Origin of the sequence: Rudaea cellulosilytica DSM 22992, from assembly GCF_000378125.1 — a bacterium.
Lineage (GTDB): Bacteria > Pseudomonadota > Gammaproteobacteria > Xanthomonadales > Rhodanobacteraceae > Rudaea > Rudaea cellulosilytica.
In genome coordinates this window covers 853,097-867,854 of sequence record NZ_KB899241.1, presented here as the reverse complement: position 1 = coordinate 867,854, position 14,758 = coordinate 853,097, and the positions used below count along the sequence as shown (strand labels likewise).

Sequence of the window (14,758 nt, the reverse complement as noted above, 5' to 3'; positions counted from 1 at the left end):
ATCTGTCAGGGCTTCACGAACCTATACGCGAAGCGACCGGTCTGGCCTTTGATCGAGGGATCGAACGAAAACTCAAACGAATTCTGCTCGACCGCTTCTACAACGAACTGTCGACGAATCCTGCGGCGATCGACGAGCAGACCCGCGACCACTACGCACAGCTCTACGCATCGCCGCACGCCATCCACGACGCGTTCGAGCAGTTCGCGGCCTTCACCCAAGACGGAGTCGACAATCGGGAATTTGTCGCGCAGGGCAAGCTGACAATCCCAGTGCTGGCCATTGGCGCTGATCACTCGTACGGCACCGTCGAAGCCGATGATCTGCGCATGGTCGCCGACAACGTGAGCAGCGCCGCTATTGGCCGAAACCAGACGCTGAGCGATGCGCAGCGGCGAGTTGTCTGCATTGCCTAGTCGTTCCCTGTTCCTTCCCTGTACGTTCTCGGCGCCGTTCATTTGTGCATTGGTGGCCGCACGAATCAATCTCGCTTGATCTTGACGACGACTTTGCCCTTCGCGCGACCTGTTTCGACGTAGGCCAGGGCCTCATTAGCCGACTCAAACGGGAAGACCCTGTCCATTACGGGGCGAATGACGCCAGCCTCGATAAGCCGAGTTATCTCCCGCAACTGCTGTCCGTTCGAACGCATGAACAGGAACGAATACCTAAGATCGCGGCGGGCTGCCTTTCTCCTGACACCCGCACTCAACAGGCGGGCAATGAGCCTAACGAACCACGGCGCTCCGATGCCCTTTGCGAATGCGGGATCAGGAGGGCCGGAAATCGAGATGAGAGTTCCGCCGGATTTCAGTACGCGTAGGGACTTCTCGAGCGCCGCCGCATTCTGACTGTGCAGGACCACATCGTAGTTTTGCAGAACTTTCTCGAAGTCGTCCTTGCGGTAGTCGATGATTACGTCTGCGCCGAGACTCTTTACCAGCTCGGTATTGGCGCCGCTCGTGGTGGTGGCTACCGTCGCCCCAACATGCTTGGCCAGTTGAATGGCGAAGGTGCCTACACCGCCTGACCCCGCCTGGATGAACACCTTCTGCCCCTTCACTAGGTGGGCTTTTTCAATCAGGGCCTGCCAAGCCGTCAAGCCGACCAGCGGGATCGAGGCCGCTTCTTCCATGGTGATATTCATGGGTTTGGGCGCGACATCGTTTTCATTCACGGCGATGAACTCAGCAAACGTACCGATGCGGTGATCGGGCGCCCGCGCATAGACCTGGTCGCCGGCTTTGAATTGTCGAACTCGCGATCCAACTTGCACCACGACGCCGGCCACGTCATGACCCAATACCAGCGGCATGCGATAAGGCAGGATCAGCTTGAACTCGCCACTCTTGATCTTGGAATCCAGCAGGTTCACGCCTGCTGCATGGACTTCGATCAATACATCATCGTCCAGAAGCTGAGGTCTCGGCGTATCGCCAAGCCGCATTAGTTCCTTTTTGCCGTACCGATCCACGATGAAGGCTTTCATGATGTCCTCCTTGCCTGCGGCACATCGAGTTGAAGGTCTCTTCGGATCCCGGAATCCATCAGGGTGGCCGGTGCGTATTTGCGAAGGAATTGCAGGCCGCGCGCCCGTCCACCGGCTGTGTATCGGCGCTTCGGGTGAGCCGCGAGCGCGGCTCGCAACACGACATCAGCGACAACACTAGGTTTGTCTCCAGCCTCGACAAGCACCTTTGTTCTTTCCGCCAAGGCTGCACGCACCTCGCGGTATTCGTCGAGCTTCGTGTCCGGTTCTATGAAGTTCGCCTCGAACTGCGTCTTTGTGAATGCGGGCTCGATGACTGAAACCCGAATGCCCCTCGTGCGCAGTTCATGATCGAGCGATTCTGAGTAGCCCTCGATTGCGTGCTTGGTTGCCGCGTATAACGCTCCATACGGCATCGGAAGGAAGCCAAGCACGGAGCCGATGTTGATGATGCGGCCACTCCCTTGGCGTCGCATATAGGGCACGACGGCGCGAGTCATCCGTACTGTTCCGAAGAAGTTGGTGTCGAAGATCGCCTGCGCCTGCTCGATGGAGCTTTCCTCCGCTCCCGCGGGCGCAACGCTGAACCCGGCATTGTTCACGAGTAGATCGATGCGACCTTCCAATCGGATCACCTCTCCGACCGCGGCGTCGACCGATTCGTCGCTCGTTACGTCGAGCGGCAGCATCTCGAATGCTCGTTGGGGCGCCTTGCCGCCGCGCCGGCTGGTTCCGTATACCTTGTAACCCGCCTTTGAGAGCTGCAGTGCAGTGGCTTCGCCTATGCCCGATGAGGCCCCCGTTACGAGGGCCACTTTATTCTTCGTATTCATGCTGTTTTTCCTTCAGTGTTTGATATTTGAATGATGATCATCATATTTGCGAGCGATCGAAAGATCAGTAGATTTCAGTGGCGTCAAGCGATGGGCAGGTGCTTCAACGCAGCCGTGCGCAGGCTGTCGGATAGCGTGGGCTCGTCGACGACGCGGGCCAACAGCAAGGTGCCGACCATGGTGGCGACGGTCACCAGGGCGCGTTCGTGAGCACCGGGCTGCCCCCAATCTGGCGACTGGCGGGCAACAAGATCGACCATTTCCTTGATGTGCCGGGTGGTTACGCGCCGGACTTCGGGCGCTTGGCGCACGGTCTCCGAGCCCAGCGCGGCCAGCGGGCATCCCCGCTCCACCTGCTCTAGGTTTTCTCGCGAGAGGTAGGCCTGGAGCATATAGGTCAAAGCCTGTTCTGGGGGCACACTGGCAACCACGTCCGCCGCTATGGCTGCCGACTCCGCACAGGCCCGCCTCGCTGCTTCCACCAGCATGCCCTCGCGCGAAGCAAAGTGAGCGTAGAAGCCACCATGGGTCAGGCCAGCTTCCTTCATGATGTCCACGACACTGGTGCCGTCGTAACCACTACGACGGATGGCGCGCGCGGCGGTTTCGACGATGCGCTCGTGTGTGGCTTCCTTGGATCGGGTATTCATTCGTTTCATATGATGCACATCATATACGCTTCTTCGCAAAACGCAAGAACACTAGGGTTGACTGTCTACCTACTAGAAGGTAGTATGCGTTTCCCTTCTACTGGAACAACTCCATGGGCATTTCTCCACTTGGCTGGCTTCACACGCTGGGAAGCCTTCCTGCCATACCTCTTGCCGCTTACATGCTTATCAAGTACGGACGAATCGTTCCTGAAACGAGTGCAGGGCGCGCCTACTTCTGGTTCATGTTGTTGGGCGTGCTCACGGTTTATCCGATTGCGCATCAGCCTATAAGCTCAATCATCGCGACCATCACGCTTGTGGTGCTTCTTCTGGGCTATGGCATCTCCAGATGGCCCACCGCGAACCGATTCGGGAAGTACATTGAAACGATTTCACTCAGCATCAGCGTGTTCCTCCTCATGGTTCCCACGGTAAGTGAAAGTTTGCGCAGACTGCCCGTCGGCAATCCACTCGTGACCGATATGAAAGACCCGCTTTTGCTCGGCGCGCAGGGTGCGCTATTTTTGATTCTGATAATTGGCATTCCTTTACAGATACGTGCGCTTTACAAGCGGAGAGTCGTTCAAAGCAAGGCAGTCACTTGATGACTTCAGCCAGACCAGATTCGCAGTTGCAGTATTCGCCGAAAGCTCAGGAGATCATTCAGCGGACGAATGAGCTGCTGGCATCGGGGGGCTACAACAGCTTCAGTTACGCAGACCTTGCGGAGTTGGTGGGCGTAAGAAAGGCCAGCATTCACCATCACTTCCCAACCAAGGCCGATTTGGTGAAGGCAACGGTTGCCCTCCATCGAGATGCAGTGCGGCGTGGTCTGCAATCACTTGATGATTTGACAGATGATCCCTTGGAGCGTCTTGTTGCTTATTGTCGTTTTTGGGCGGAATGCATTGAAGGATCCAATCCTCCAATCTGCATTTGCGCTTTGCTAGCGGCGGAATTACCGGCTATTCCTGCCGAAGTCGCGGCTGAGGTCAAAGGTCACTTCAAAGACCTCCACTCATGGATTACTGCAACCATGGAGGAGGGGAAATCAAAGGGCAGAATGCAACTGGCGGATGTGCCGTCGGCTGAGGCCGCTTTGCTCATGGCGTCAATACACGGCGCCATGTTGGCTGCGCGAGCTGCTGGCAACGCATTGCTGTTCTGGGAGATTGCGAAGCAATCTACCAGTCGTCTGAGAACGACATAGCGGCGGCGAACCAAATCTGACGGTTGTCCCCTATTGGCTGAACTCGGTCATCTGGATGCGACTGTGAAGAGTCATCCGATGTCTTGATCTGGCTGCCACAAAGCCGCCGGTCGGAACTTTGCCCCACGCTTGGTGGGCGCCGTTTGGGTTCGGAGCGGCAGAGGAGCTACGTGCGAATTGCGCTCGTGGGTCATCCGCTTGCAAATCACTCATGCGAGCTTTACAGTGAACCATATGGTTCACTATCAAGCTCGCCTCGACACAACGTTCGCCGCGCTATCCGATGTCACCCGGCGCGGCGTGCTGGAGCAACTCGGGAGTTCAGACGCCTCAATCACCGATCTTGCCCAAAGGTTTCACATGACCCTCACGGGCATGAAGAAACACGTCAGTGTCTTGGAGCAGGCGGGGCTCGTGACGACGGAGAAGGTCGGACGCGTCCGAACCTGCAAGCTCGGACTACGTCGGCTGGAAGAAGAGGCGGCCTGGATCGAATGGCACCGCCAACTCTGGAGCGCACGCTTCGACGCGTTGGACAAGATTGTCGAGCAATTGAAACGCAAGGAAAAAGCAGATGCCCAAAGAAAAAGAAGGTAGTCCCGCCGCCATGAACCGCACCGCCGTGGAACGCAAGTCCGACCGCGAACTCGTCGCCACGCGAACGTTCGATGCCCCGGCGCACGTCGTTTTCGAAGCGTGGAGCAAACCCGAATTGTTCAAGCGTTGGTGGATTCCGAAGTCGGCAGGCATGTCGCTGGTCTCGTGTGACATGGATATTCGCACCGGAGGCGCCTATCGCCTCGTGTTCCGCCATCCGGCCTTCGATCAACCGATGACGTTCTTCGGCACGTACCGAGAAGTAACGCCGCACAAGCGCCTCGTATGGACAAACGAAGAAAGCGATCAAGGTGCCGTAACCACGGTGACGTTCGAAGAACGTGCCGGCAAGACGCTGGTCACCCTGCACGAACTCTACCCCACAAAAGCGGCCCGCGACGAAGCCATTGCCGGTTCGGCAGAAGGACTGCCCGAACAGTTCGCGCAGTTGGATGAGTTGCTTGCAGGCGGAGAGTGAACGCACCGCGGCCACGAGATGATCCACAGGTGAGAAGGTTGCGATGTCGAGTGCCTAGCTCGGTGGCAGGCACCATCCGCCCAGTTGCCGGCCTCGAGCAATTCTTCTCGGCGGATTTGGGATTGGCTTTGTAGTTCGGCAATCTCAGGTATTGGCCGAACTCGGTCGTCCGGACGCGACCCATAGCTGTCGATAACGAATGGCTGCAACTAGGCTGCGCGGTGACGCCATGAGGAGGTTATCGCTGGGTTGCCCGCTGGGGCACCCGACTCTCGCAAGTTATTCGGTGCCGAACGACGGAATTGCCCATCACATCACGACGGGCGTTGGATGGAGACGTTGGTGATTTTCTCGCTTTCGCGCCAAAGCTCCTCGGCCGCATCCGGGTCGATCGCATAGGCTTGGACACCGGTGCCGCGATTGGTGCGATCTTCGGTGGCCAGGTCGGGGGAACCACCCTCCGGCAGTACGGGCGTGATATCGGAATCGGCGCAAAACACCCCACCTTTGCCGTCGAGTTGCGGACTGACCGCGCACCAGACGTGGGTGGCCGCGCCCTGCGGCACCGATTTCAGGTCGCGGGTCAGATCGACGACTGGCCGGCCGGTCTCATCGACGAACCCGGTCTTTTTCAGCATCTCCACCCCGACGTGTGTGCCGAGATTCGTTCCCGCGATCCCGCCCGGATGGAGTGCGAACGCACGAATGCCCTCGTCCTTGCCTCGCCGGTCGAGGCCGACCGCGAACAGAATGTTGGCCGTCTTCGACTGGCCATAGGCCTTGAAAGGCTCATAGTCGCGGCGCTCGAAATTGATGTCGTCGAAGACGACCGGCGAGAAGCGGTGTCCAGCGGACGAGACGGACACAACACGGGCGCCACCGGCCCGCCTGAGAGCAGGCCAGAGTCGCAAGGTCAGCCGGAAATGACCGAGGTGGTTGGTGGAAAACTGTAGCTCATTGCCTTGTGCATCGCGCTTCAGTTCGGGCAGCGCCATGATGCCGGCGTTATTGATGAGCACATGAAGTGGCAGGCCTGTTTCGACGAAATCGCGCGCGAAGCCATCGATCGAACGGGGGTCGGTGAGATCCATCGACTGAACTTCCATTCCACCGCCTGCTTCGGCGATGGCCTTGCGCGCACGTTCGACGTCGCGCGCCGGCACGATGATTCGCGCGCCCGCGGAGGCGAGCGTGCGCGCAGTTTCAAGTCCGAGGCCGGAGTAGCCCCCTGTGACGATCGCCACCTTGCCGACTAGATCGACACCTCTAATGATGTCGGCGGTCGTAGAGGCGCGGCTAAAGCCCGAACCGATTGGTGCTTGGGCTGTGCTCATTGCTATATTTCCTTTTTCTAAATCAGAGTTAGTTCGTGGTAATTTGAGATCCAACCGTTCTAGTTGTTTACATCTAGAAAGCCGAGTAATGCGGAATTCGTTTGTTGCGCGGCCTCAAACGGAGGCCAGTGACCAAGTTTCGGCAGCTCAATAACCTTTCGTGGATCCGTGAGGACGTGCTGCAGGCCCTTCGCCACACTCGACGACATGCAGCGATACGCTTTTGCGGCACTATCGAGTTCCTTCGTGCTCACTCCAGTCAAGCAGAGAGTCGAGCGGGCGACGGCACGGTTCGGCCATCAACTGTCGTGCCGGAAAAGGCGAGCATGGGTGCCAGGGTCTCGTTGTTTTCGGCCGGGAAATTCAGCTTCGGCTTGGAAATCAGGCTGAGCTTATTGATCTGTTCGGCAGACAGCGTCACTTCGAGGGAGTCGAGATTGATTTTGAGCTGATCGAGCCGCCGGGCGCCAATCAGGGTAGAGCTGACGCCTGCTTGTGACCGAACCCAAGCCAACGCCACCGACGCGGAGCTGAGGCCAAGCTCCGAAGCAACGTCCGCGACGGCTTCAATGATGTCGTAGTCCGGCGCGCTTGGAACGCCGACCATGTTGGTACGCTTGGTATCGACATCGCCTTCACTGCCGCGCCTGAACTTGCCGCTTAGGAAGCCGCTCTTGAGTGGCGACCAAGGCATGATGCCCATCCCCATCGCCTGCGCCATCGGAAACAGCTCGCCCTCGCTCGTCCGCTCCAACAGCGAATATTCGAGTTGCAGCGCGATGATCGGCGCCCATCCGCGGAAGTGGGCGACCGTCTGCGCCTCGGCCGTTTTCCAGGCGGGAATGTCCGAGAAGCCGACGTAACGGATCTTGCCGGCCGTGACGAGATCATCGAGACCTCGCAAGGTTTCTTCGATCGGTGCCGTCCGATCCCAGTTGTGCAGCCAGTAGATGTCGATGTAGTCGCTCTTGAGCCGGTTCAACGAGGCTTCGCACTGCTGGATGAGGGCCTTGCGTCCCGCTCCACCTCCATTCGGATCGCCTGGGAACAGATTGCAATAGAACTTCGTGCTGACCACGATCTCGTCGCGTCTGACTTTCTTCTGTCGAATATAGTCACCGATGATCTGTTCGGAATGACCGGCGGTATAGATGTTGGCCGTGTCCACGAAGTTTCCTCCGCGACTCCGGTATTCGTCGAGCATGGCGAACGATACTTCGGGACTTGCGCCCCAACCGAAATCTTCGCCAAAGGTCATCGTACCCAGGCAATACGGGCTAACGCGCAGCCCGGAACGCCCGAGCGTGACATAGTGATTGAGAGGCATGGATTTCTCGTGTCTGAGTTGGAGAATTCAATAGATACTCGCGTCTCTCAGGGCAAAATCGGCGCAGCAATGCGGCTGCGCCGCATCGACATAAGTAGTCTCAGCGACCAATATGTTCGTGAATTCCATCGCTGGCGAGCTGGATTGCAGCCTGGGTAGAGGGTACGTTCTTGAGAGCGTTCAATAGAACGAAATCATGGACGGTGCCGTTGAAGCGCACTGCCGAAACCGTGTTGCCCGCCTCCTTGAGTTTGCGGGCATAGGCTTCGCCCTCATCGCGCAACGGATCGTTCTCCGCCGTGATAATCAATGCGGGCGGCAGGCCCTTCAATTCGCTCAAGTTGGCGCGCAAGGGCGAAACATAGGGGTTGTCACGCTGAGCGGCGTCGGGAGCATAAAGATCCCAGCCATATTTCATGAATGCCCGGGCCAGGAAGCGGTCCTGACCGTAGGTCAGATAGGACGAACTATCCACGCTGGCATCGGTGGCGGGGATCAACAATACCTGATAGCTAATCTTGGGCCCCTTGCGATCCTTGGCCATCAACGTCAGTGCCGCGGTCATGTTGCCGCCCACCGAATTGCCCGCCACGGCAATGCGGCTGCCGTCAGCACCGAAGTCGCCGGCATGGGCTTTCACCCATTCCAGGGCGGCATAGCCCTGTTCGAGCTGCACGGGGAATTTCGCTTCGGGAAGCGAGGTATATTCAACGAAAACACCCACCTGGCCAGACTGGACTACCAGATCGCGCAGCAAACGCTTGTGGTTGTCGAAATTGCCGACGATCCACACCCCGCCATGCATGAACAACAGTACGCCGGGCTTATCGGCTACATGGTCTGGTTTCATGATGTAGAGCTTCAGTGGGTGCCCGTCCACGGCGATGGTGCGCTCGACAGTCGTCACGCCTGACACATCAACCGGTGTCTGGTTCTGAAGGCCTGTCAGGATTTCCTGCGGCTTGGGCTGTGGCAGTTCCCAGAAAGGTGACGGATCCTTGTTGATTCCCTCTAGAAAGCTGCGAACCTGTGGATCCAAATTAGGGTCACTCGAAACCGGCGGCACGACAGCAAGGGTGACGCCGGACACGGTGAGCGCTAAAGCTGCAGCAGTGGATTTGATCTTAGTCATAGTTGCTCCTTTCGGTCAGGGGTATTAAAAGTTATAAGGACAGGCAGCTCGGAAGCGCGATCCATTGGGTTCAGTCGGCGAAATCTCGTTTAGGAAACGGAGGCTTCGGCTCGTGGCTCGAGCACTTGCCGGTAGGGTCAATGCCGCGAATGACTTTTCTGGCGGTGGAAGCAGCCGAAGCTTGAACCGATGAGGGATAACGGGGTGGGCATGGCATGGTCTCCAAGACAGATGCATGCATGGTAGGCTTTCGGTTCCGTACGAAGAAGGCGCATCCGTTCAATCTTTATGCGCGATAGTTCAAATATGGTGGTTGACCCACTGTCAGATCTGCTGGACTTCCTTCAAGCGCGGTGCGACTTGTCAGGACGGCTGGTAGCTGGCGGCAATTGGGCACGCCGTTTCACCAATCTGGATGCGATCAAATTTTGCGCAATCACAGAAGGGGGTTGCTGGTATTTGATTGATGGCATGTCTGAGCCAGCGCGAGTGGACGCCGGTCATGTCTTAATCACCAACGGCACGCGCACTCTGACGCTGGCCAGTGCCGCAGCCTTGATTCCTAACGCGACGACCAAGCCAGTCGTTCGAGACAGTGACAATCAGTATCAGCTTGGCCAAGGGTGCGACTTCACCATGTTGGGAGGCATAGTGCGGATTGATGCTGACCAGCAAGCGTTGCTCTTGAATGGTCTGCCGCCGCTCATCCACGTACGAGGAACTGCAGACGAAACCGAGCCGATTTGGTGGTTGCTCAAACAACTTGTGGCGGAAATGAAAGACGGACGACCTGGGCGAGCCGTCGTCATATCAGGACTGACGCAATTGCTATTCGTTCAGACATTGCGGGCATATTTGGCCCACGCGCCGATTGGCGATGATGGATGGCTAAAAGGCTTTGGCGACCGCCGGCTGGCCATTGTGCTCAGTTGCATTCATGGCGAACCATCCCGAAATTGGGACCTGGAAGAACTGGCAAAAAAGGCAGGGATGTCGAGGACATCACTTGCGGTTCGATTCCGCGAAATGATGGGCGTTCCTCCTCTCGCTTATTTGACCCAATGGCGGATGTATCTGGCGAGACGTGAACTTCGAGCTGGTGCTTCGATTTCGCAGGCCGCGGCTGCGGTCGGATACTCTTCCGAAAGTGCCTTCAGTAGTGCATTCAAGCGCGTGATGGCTGTTGCACCAGGTCAGTATCGGCGGACGGCGCAGGAGGAGGTCGAGGTGCCTCAAACATTTAGCACGTCCAGCGAATTCGGTTTATAGGAGAGCGGCCGTGCTCGGATTCGCTTCTCGTCCTTGAAGGGCATGGCGAAGTGTGGACAGGCAATACGGCGCATCCCGTAGCTGCACCGGGGCTCGGCATGGTCGTTAGCACGGTGCGTGAATGAGCTAGGTTGATCTTGTCAGATCTCCACGCGGGAAGCCAAAAGCGAATCTCGCTAGGCGCGGCGAATGGCTGACATAACAGCACGCCAGCAGGCGGCCTGTGAGTGGCCGCTTGAGGGCAATTCGACTATCTTTAAGTCTGCTCCTGGCCGAAGGCTGACGTCAGAAAGCGACCCAAGGGAGACGGTCACGGGTGTCCACTTTCGGGAAGCGAAATCCGCAACCGGACCGCCCTTGGGGTCGGCGCCGGGATCTGTCAGGGCTTCACGAACCGATAGGCGAAGCGATCAGTATCGCCCTTGATTGACGGATCGAACGCCTTGACCGAATGCGGATCGTCCTTGTTCGCGAGCATGGTGCTTTCCGCGTCCAGTACGAAGCCAGCCGCCTCCACCTCCTCGCGAACGGTTGCAGACTCAATCCGATGCAGCAACTGGGCATCTCTCGTGCCCGCCCCGAAGGCGGCCGCGTGGTCCACGATGACGTAGGACCCACCGGGCTTCAGCCGCTCGTAGACGGCTCGATTGAAGTGGGCCGCCGTCGCGCCCCTGGCCTGCATCAGCTTGGTGTGGAGATCGTGGTAGAACAGATGCAACCACAGCACATCCGCTGGTGACGTGGCCTTCGGCATCGCCACGAGGTCCGCCGAGACGGCTTCGACATTCTCTCGGCCCGGCTCCTTCGCAAGCATCCGCATGCGGCCGACCGGATCGCTCTTGAAGTCGGCGACTTCGGCCGGCACGAAGCTGTAGACCCGTCCTTCGGGTCCCACGATGTCGGAGAAGAGACGGGTCCAGTCGCCGTCGCCTGGGTAAACATCGATGACGGTGGAGCCCGCAACAACTCGTGCGAACTGGATCAACTCGGATAGTTTGGATTGTTCGTACATCGGGAATCTCCGTTACGGTTGGGTATAGGTAATTGCGGCGACATCTGCGATCGCGATCCATCAGTCGAACTTGACTGGCGGGGCTTATATACCAGCCACGGGAGCGCGCCGGGGTCAGACCTGTGCCATGCCTCCATCGACGGCGAGATCCACACCAGTGATGTAAGAACTTTCATCAGAGGCGAGGAACGCGACTGCTGCCGCGATTTCCTCGGGCATGCCTCTGCGGCCCATTGGGATCTGCGTGGTGAACTGCGCGACTGCTTGCTCGGCCTGTTCAGCGGTAAGGCCCGTCGTCGTCGCCAAGGCCGGGGTGTCGATTGCTCCGGGACTCATACTGTTTACGCGGATCTTGCGGTCTTTCAATTCCAAAGCCCAGCCGCGCGCGAAGTTGCGCACAGCCGCCTTACTCGCGGCGTAAGCAGTAAATCCTGGAAGCCCGAGGACGTTTGAGACCGAAGAGTTCAGGATAATCGAACCGCCGTCTTTGAAGAGGGGAAGGGCCTTCTGTACCGTAAAGAACGTTCCCTTCACGTTCACGTCGAAGGTCCGGTCAAAATGGGCTTCAGTAGCTACCGCGAGCGGTGCGATTGTTCCTGCGCCCGCGTTCGCGAAGAGAACGTCGATGTGACCATGTTTCTCCTTCACGACGGCATAGAGCCGGTCCAGATCTTCCAAACGCGACACGTCGCCCACGACCGTCGTAACGTTTCTATTGATGGAGGCGGCGGCCTCCTTCAGCTCTTTCTCTCGTCGCCCAGTGATCACGACGTGCGCACCTTCTTCCACGAAGCGCTTGGCTGTGGCCAAGCCAATCCCGCTGCTTCCACCCGTGACAACTGCAACCTTACCTTCTAAATTTTTCACAATCTTTCACCTTTCATTTGTGGTGTAGGGCAGCGCCGTTATCCCATTGGTACAAAGGCGCTGTATCATTTGGACCATTGATCCAGATCCTGATTCGCAGCATTCGGATCAGTGATCCACATATACGGATCAGTGATCCGTTTGTCAAGGGGTCCCATGCGAGCCGACGCCAAAAAAAATTACAGCCATCTACTTGCAGTCGCGCACGACGTGGTCGCTAAGCACGGTGTCGACGCGTCCATGCGAGATATCGCCCGCCGGGCTGACGTCGGGTTGGCTACACTGCTGCGTCATTTCCCGACGCGAGAAGCCTTGTTTGAAGCGTTGTTGTGTACGAATCTGGACGAACTGACGCAGAAGGCAGACGAACTCGAAAAGTCGAATTCACCTGACGAAGCGCTCGTGTCTTGGTTCCACGAATGGATGAGATTCACCCAAAGCTATAGGGGCGTCGTCGCCCTGATGGCGGCCGCCCACACGAACCCGGACTCCGCTCTTTATGCTTCATGCGCAGCGGTGCACTCAGCGAGCGCGCGACTATTGCTCCGTGCTCAGGCCGAAGGAACGGCGCGCACCGATATGAATGGGGACGACTTGTTCGGCCTGATGGCGGCGCTCGGCTGGCTCGTCGACCTACCGTCATTCGCCCCACGGGCGGATCATCTCGTTCACATTGTCACTAGCGCCATCCTGCCAAATCGGTCGAGCAGCGGTGTCAAGAAGGCAACACGTTGAATCAGCTCGACATCGGATGAACCGCGGGTCGTGGCCGGAAGAGGCCATTCCCGGCTTGGTGATGATCAGCGTGGTCGGACGATCGCCGCAGATCGGTCTAGCTGATCAATCTCACCGGTGTGCACAGTTATGAATCGTTCCGCGGAACGTGATCAGTACTGCTTAGACGAACCGCGCAGGATGCACCGTGCCACCGCAACGCATCCATGAGCAAGAGAACGCCGGCGAGACTACTGACATGCCGCTGTCAGCATGGCCTTCTTAGGATGGTCTCCCCTACAAGAGGAGATCACCATGAGTACCGAACAAATTGCCAAACGCCTGGTCGAGTTGTGCCGCAAGGGTGAATACGAACAGGCGCAGAAGGAGCTCTACGCCGATGACGCCGTGAGCATCGAAATGGAAGGCTCACAGGGCCTGGGCAACGCCATGGGCTTGGCGGCGATTTTCGAGAAAGGTCGCCAGTTCGATGCCATGCTCGAAGCCGTGCACGGCGGCACCGTGAGCGAGCCAGTGATCGCGGGCAACTGGTTCAGCGTGGCGGCAACGCTTGATGCCACGATGAAGGGCCGCGGCCGCGTGAACATGCGCGAAATCTGCGTCTACGGCGTGCGTGACGGTAAGATCTTCCGCGAGCAATTTTTTTACGACCTCGGATAAGCGCGCAACTCTTCCGAAAGCGCAGCGGACGCGCTGACGCCCGCTGCGACGCCCCATAGCGGCTATCGGGTTGAGCTTAGCTCCTTGTTGCAACTTGGCAAGATTCGAAATCGACGAAATTCTTGTTAGCGAATTGCAGTCGACACGGATGTCGCGGGTGCAGGTTCGGCACGCGTCATCGCGCGCATCTACGTGTAGCTTTCGAGGTAAGCCGCCAGTTCCTGAGGCTTTCCTAACGGGAAGGCCTTCTTGAAAAACTCGAGCAACGCGGCCACGCGCGTGCTCAAGAGCCGCCGCGATGGATACAACGTCCACAACTCGATGTCGCGCCCTTCGACGTCGCCCCACTTCACCAAACTTCCAGCCGCGAGATCGCGGCTGACGAGGGAAACGGGAAGCCGCGCGGCACCGATTCCGCAACGAATTGCGTCACGAACCATGATCAGCGAGGACAAGCGAAGTACCGGATCGACTGCTATGCGCGTCTTTCCTTTAGCGGTCTTCATGTCCCAAGCAGTGGCCTGGTCCCGCGTCCCTCGCGCAACGACCGGCGTAAGTTTCCCTTTCTTCGGGCGAGCGAGTCCAGGGCTTGCCACAACGACTAGCCGATCGCGCAGGAATATGCGTCCGACCAAGGTTTCGTCCGGATCCGGATTGACCCTAATCACCAAATCGTAGCCTTCCTCCACCATGTCCACGGGACGGTCTTCCGTGGTGACCTCGAGCCGCACCTCGGGATAACGCAGCGCGAATTCCGCGGCCAGCTTGCCCATCGCAGTCTGCGCGAAGAACAGCGGTGCGCTGATCCGGAGACTGCCTCGTGGCGTCTCGCCCCCCGAAGCGATAGCCGCTGCAGTCTGATCCAGTTCGGCGAGCAATGCGGCGGTCCGCTCATGCAGCGCCAGCCCCTCCTGCGTGAGCTTCAACGCACGCGGACCCCGTTCAAAGAGACGTAATTTAAGGCTGCTTTCGAGTTCCGCCACGCGACGCGAGAGCGTGGCCTTTGGCCGCGCCGCCGCGCGCGCGGCCCGCCCGAAACCCCCATGCCGGGCAACCAGGTTGAAATCGGACAGCGCCAACAGGTCCATAAGTGTTCCACCATTGAGACATCCCGTCCAAATATACGGTCTATCGGACCGTATGTGAACCACCCATTATTCGT

Annotated in this window: 17 protein-coding genes; 7 read left to right on the top strand and 10 right to left on the bottom strand. The window is 58.3% G+C overall.

Annotated features, from left to right (window positions below):
• Positions 1 to 5: 5 nt before the first annotated feature.
• The 4 genes from F455_RS0103925 to F455_RS0103910 all read right to left on the bottom strand — a co-directional run bounded on the left by F455_RS0103925 (position 6) and on the right by F455_RS0103910 (position 2,972).
• Positions 6 to 458 (bottom strand): hypothetical protein, encoded by a 453-nt coding sequence (locus F455_RS0103925; protein WP_018971965.1) that lies wholly within the window; start codon positions 456 to 458, stop codon positions 6 to 8.
• Between the two features lie 23 nt (positions 459 to 481).
• Positions 482 to 1,489, bottom strand: a complete 1,008-nt coding sequence (locus F455_RS0103920) for an NADP-dependent oxidoreductase (protein WP_018971964.1) — start codon at positions 1,487 to 1,489, stop codon at positions 482 to 484.
• On the bottom strand, positions 1,486 to 2,322 hold the full coding sequence (locus F455_RS0103915; protein ID WP_018971963.1) for an oxidoreductase: 837 nt from the start codon (positions 2,320 to 2,322) through the stop codon (positions 1,486 to 1,488). The genes F455_RS0103920 and F455_RS0103915 overlap by 4 nt, the downstream gene beginning before the upstream one ends.
• An 83-nt stretch (positions 2,323 to 2,405) precedes the next feature.
• On the bottom strand, positions 2,406 to 2,972 hold the full coding sequence (locus F455_RS0103910) for a TetR/AcrR family transcriptional regulator (RefSeq protein ID WP_018971962.1): 567 nt from the start codon (positions 2,970 to 2,972) through the stop codon (positions 2,406 to 2,408).
• Between the two features lie 113 nt (positions 2,973 to 3,085).
• Here F455_RS0103910 and F455_RS0103905 point away from each other — a divergent pair, with 113 nt between their 5' ends.
• From F455_RS0103905 to F455_RS0103890, 4 genes are all read left to right on the top strand, one after another.
• On the top strand, positions 3,086 to 3,580 hold the full coding sequence (locus tag F455_RS0103905) for a hypothetical protein (protein ID WP_018971961.1): 495 nt from the start codon (positions 3,086 to 3,088) through the stop codon (positions 3,578 to 3,580).
• On the top strand, positions 3,580 to 4,185 hold the full coding sequence (locus F455_RS0103900; RefSeq protein WP_051084119.1) for a TetR/AcrR family transcriptional regulator: 606 nt from the start codon (positions 3,580 to 3,582) through the stop codon (positions 4,183 to 4,185). The genes F455_RS0103905 and F455_RS0103900 overlap by 1 nt, the downstream gene beginning before the upstream one ends.
• Positions 4,186 to 4,419: 234 nt before the next feature.
• Positions 4,420 to 4,782 (top strand): ArsR/SmtB family transcription factor, encoded by a 363-nt coding sequence (locus F455_RS0103895; protein WP_026293046.1) that lies wholly within the window; start codon positions 4,420 to 4,422, stop codon positions 4,780 to 4,782.
• On the top strand, positions 4,760 to 5,260 hold the full coding sequence (locus tag F455_RS0103890; protein WP_051084118.1) for an SRPBCC family protein: 501 nt from the start codon (positions 4,760 to 4,762) through the stop codon (positions 5,258 to 5,260). Before F455_RS0103895 ends, F455_RS0103890 begins: the two co-directional genes overlap by 23 nt.
• Before the next feature lie 314 nt (positions 5,261 to 5,574).
• Here F455_RS0103890 and F455_RS0103885 read toward each other — a convergent pair whose 3' ends face one another.
• From F455_RS0103885 to F455_RS0103875, 3 genes are all read right to left on the bottom strand, one after another.
• Positions 5,575 to 6,594: an SDR family NAD(P)-dependent oxidoreductase gene (locus tag F455_RS0103885; RefSeq protein ID WP_026293045.1), complete on the bottom strand. Its 1,020-nt coding sequence runs from the start codon at positions 6,592 to 6,594 to the stop codon at positions 5,575 to 5,577.
• Between the two features lie 259 nt (positions 6,595 to 6,853).
• On the bottom strand, positions 6,854 to 7,921 hold the full coding sequence (locus F455_RS0103880) for an aldo/keto reductase (protein ID WP_026293044.1): 1,068 nt from the start codon (positions 7,919 to 7,921) through the stop codon (positions 6,854 to 6,856).
• Between the two features lie 100 nt (positions 7,922 to 8,021).
• Positions 8,022 to 9,053 carry an alpha/beta hydrolase gene (locus F455_RS0103875; protein WP_026293043.1) on the bottom strand — a complete coding sequence of 344 codons (1,032 nt, stop codon included), beginning with the start codon at positions 9,051 to 9,053 and terminating at the stop codon, positions 8,022 to 8,024.
• A 288-nt stretch (positions 9,054 to 9,341) separates the two neighbouring features.
• Here F455_RS0103875 and F455_RS0103870 point away from each other — a divergent pair, with 288 nt between their 5' ends.
• Positions 9,342 to 10,322, top strand: coding sequence for an AraC family transcriptional regulator (locus F455_RS0103870; protein WP_026293042.1), 981 nt, complete (start codon positions 9,342 to 9,344; stop codon positions 10,320 to 10,322).
• Between the two features lie 379 nt (positions 10,323 to 10,701).
• On the opposite strand, the gene F455_RS0103865 is transcribed toward F455_RS0103870, so the two are convergent.
• Together F455_RS0103865 and F455_RS0103860 are read right to left on the bottom strand one after the other, a co-directional pair.
• The gene (locus F455_RS0103865) at positions 10,702 to 11,334 is read right to left on the bottom strand and encodes a class I SAM-dependent methyltransferase (RefSeq protein ID WP_018971953.1); all 633 of its coding nucleotides are present in this window, start codon (positions 11,332 to 11,334) and stop codon (positions 10,702 to 10,704) included.
• 114 nt (positions 11,335 to 11,448) lie between these two features.
• Positions 11,449 to 12,201 (bottom strand): SDR family NAD(P)-dependent oxidoreductase, encoded by a 753-nt coding sequence (locus F455_RS0103860; RefSeq protein WP_026293041.1) that lies wholly within the window; start codon positions 12,199 to 12,201, stop codon positions 11,449 to 11,451.
• Positions 12,202 to 12,357: 156 nt separating this feature from the next.
• On the opposite strand from F455_RS0103860, the gene F455_RS0103855 reads away from it, so the two are divergent.
• Positions 12,358 to 12,936, top strand: a complete 579-nt coding sequence (locus F455_RS0103855) for a TetR/AcrR family transcriptional regulator (RefSeq protein ID WP_033409200.1) — start codon at positions 12,358 to 12,360, stop codon at positions 12,934 to 12,936.
• Between the two features lie 294 nt (positions 12,937 to 13,230).
• The gene (locus F455_RS0103850) at positions 13,231 to 13,596 is read left to right on the top strand and encodes a SnoaL-like domain-containing protein (protein ID WP_018971950.1); all 366 of its coding nucleotides are present in this window, start codon (positions 13,231 to 13,233) and stop codon (positions 13,594 to 13,596) included.
• A gap of 188 nt (positions 13,597 to 13,784) precedes the next feature.
• Here F455_RS0103850 and F455_RS0103845 read toward each other — a convergent pair whose 3' ends face one another.
• Positions 13,785 to 14,684: a LysR family transcriptional regulator gene (locus tag F455_RS0103845; protein WP_018971949.1), complete on the bottom strand. Its 900-nt coding sequence runs from the start codon at positions 14,682 to 14,684 to the stop codon at positions 13,785 to 13,787.
• Positions 14,685 to 14,758 lie beyond the last annotated feature (74 nt).

What these genes read in the sequence shown, in the direction of transcription:
- F455_RS0103925 (WP_018971965.1), bottom strand. Translation starts at nt 458, where the DNA reads ATGAACGGCGCCGAGAACGTACAGGGAAGGAACAGGGAACGACTAGGC.
- F455_RS0103920 (WP_018971964.1), bottom strand. Translation starts at nt 1,489, where the DNA reads ATGAAAGCCTTCATCGTGGATCGGTACGGCAAAAAGGAACTAATGCGG.
- F455_RS0103915 (WP_018971963.1), bottom strand. Translation starts at nt 2,322, where the DNA reads ATGAATACGAAGAATAAAGTGGCCCTCGTAACGGGGGCCTCATCGGGC.
- F455_RS0103910 (WP_018971962.1), bottom strand. Translation starts at nt 2,972, where the DNA reads ATGAATACCCGATCCAAGGAAGCCACACACGAGCGCATCGTCGAAACC.
- F455_RS0103905 (WP_018971961.1), top strand. Translation starts at nt 3,086, where the DNA reads ATGGGCATTTCTCCACTTGGCTGGCTTCACACGCTGGGAAGCCTTCCT.
- F455_RS0103900 (WP_051084119.1), top strand. Translation starts at nt 3,580, where the DNA reads ATGACTTCAGCCAGACCAGATTCGCAGTTGCAGTATTCGCCGAAAGCT.
- F455_RS0103895 (WP_026293046.1), top strand. Translation starts at nt 4,420, where the DNA reads ATGGTTCACTATCAAGCTCGCCTCGACACAACGTTCGCCGCGCTATCC.
- F455_RS0103890 (WP_051084118.1), top strand. Translation starts at nt 4,760, where the DNA reads ATGCCCAAAGAAAAAGAAGGTAGTCCCGCCGCCATGAACCGCACCGCC.
- F455_RS0103885 (WP_026293045.1), bottom strand. Translation starts at nt 6,594, where the DNA reads ATGAGCACAGCCCAAGCACCAATCGGTTCGGGCTTTAGCCGCGCCTCT.
- F455_RS0103880 (WP_026293044.1), bottom strand. Translation starts at nt 7,921, where the DNA reads ATGCCTCTCAATCACTATGTCACGCTCGGGCGTTCCGGGCTGCGCGTT.
- F455_RS0103875 (WP_026293043.1), bottom strand. Translation starts at nt 9,053, where the DNA reads ATGACTAAGATCAAATCCACTGCTGCAGCTTTAGCGCTCACCGTGTCC.
- F455_RS0103870 (WP_026293042.1), top strand. Translation starts at nt 9,342, where the DNA reads ATGCGCGATAGTTCAAATATGGTGGTTGACCCACTGTCAGATCTGCTG.
- F455_RS0103865 (WP_018971953.1), bottom strand. Translation starts at nt 11,334, where the DNA reads ATGTACGAACAATCCAAACTATCCGAGTTGATCCAGTTCGCACGAGTT.
- F455_RS0103855 (WP_033409200.1), top strand. Translation starts at nt 12,358, where the DNA reads ATGCGAGCCGACGCCAAAAAAAATTACAGCCATCTACTTGCAGTCGCG.
- F455_RS0103850 (WP_018971950.1), top strand. Translation starts at nt 13,231, where the DNA reads ATGAGTACCGAACAAATTGCCAAACGCCTGGTCGAGTTGTGCCGCAAG.
- F455_RS0103845 (WP_018971949.1), bottom strand. Translation starts at nt 14,684, where the DNA reads ATGGACCTGTTGGCGCTGTCCGATTTCAACCTGGTTGCCCGGCATGGG.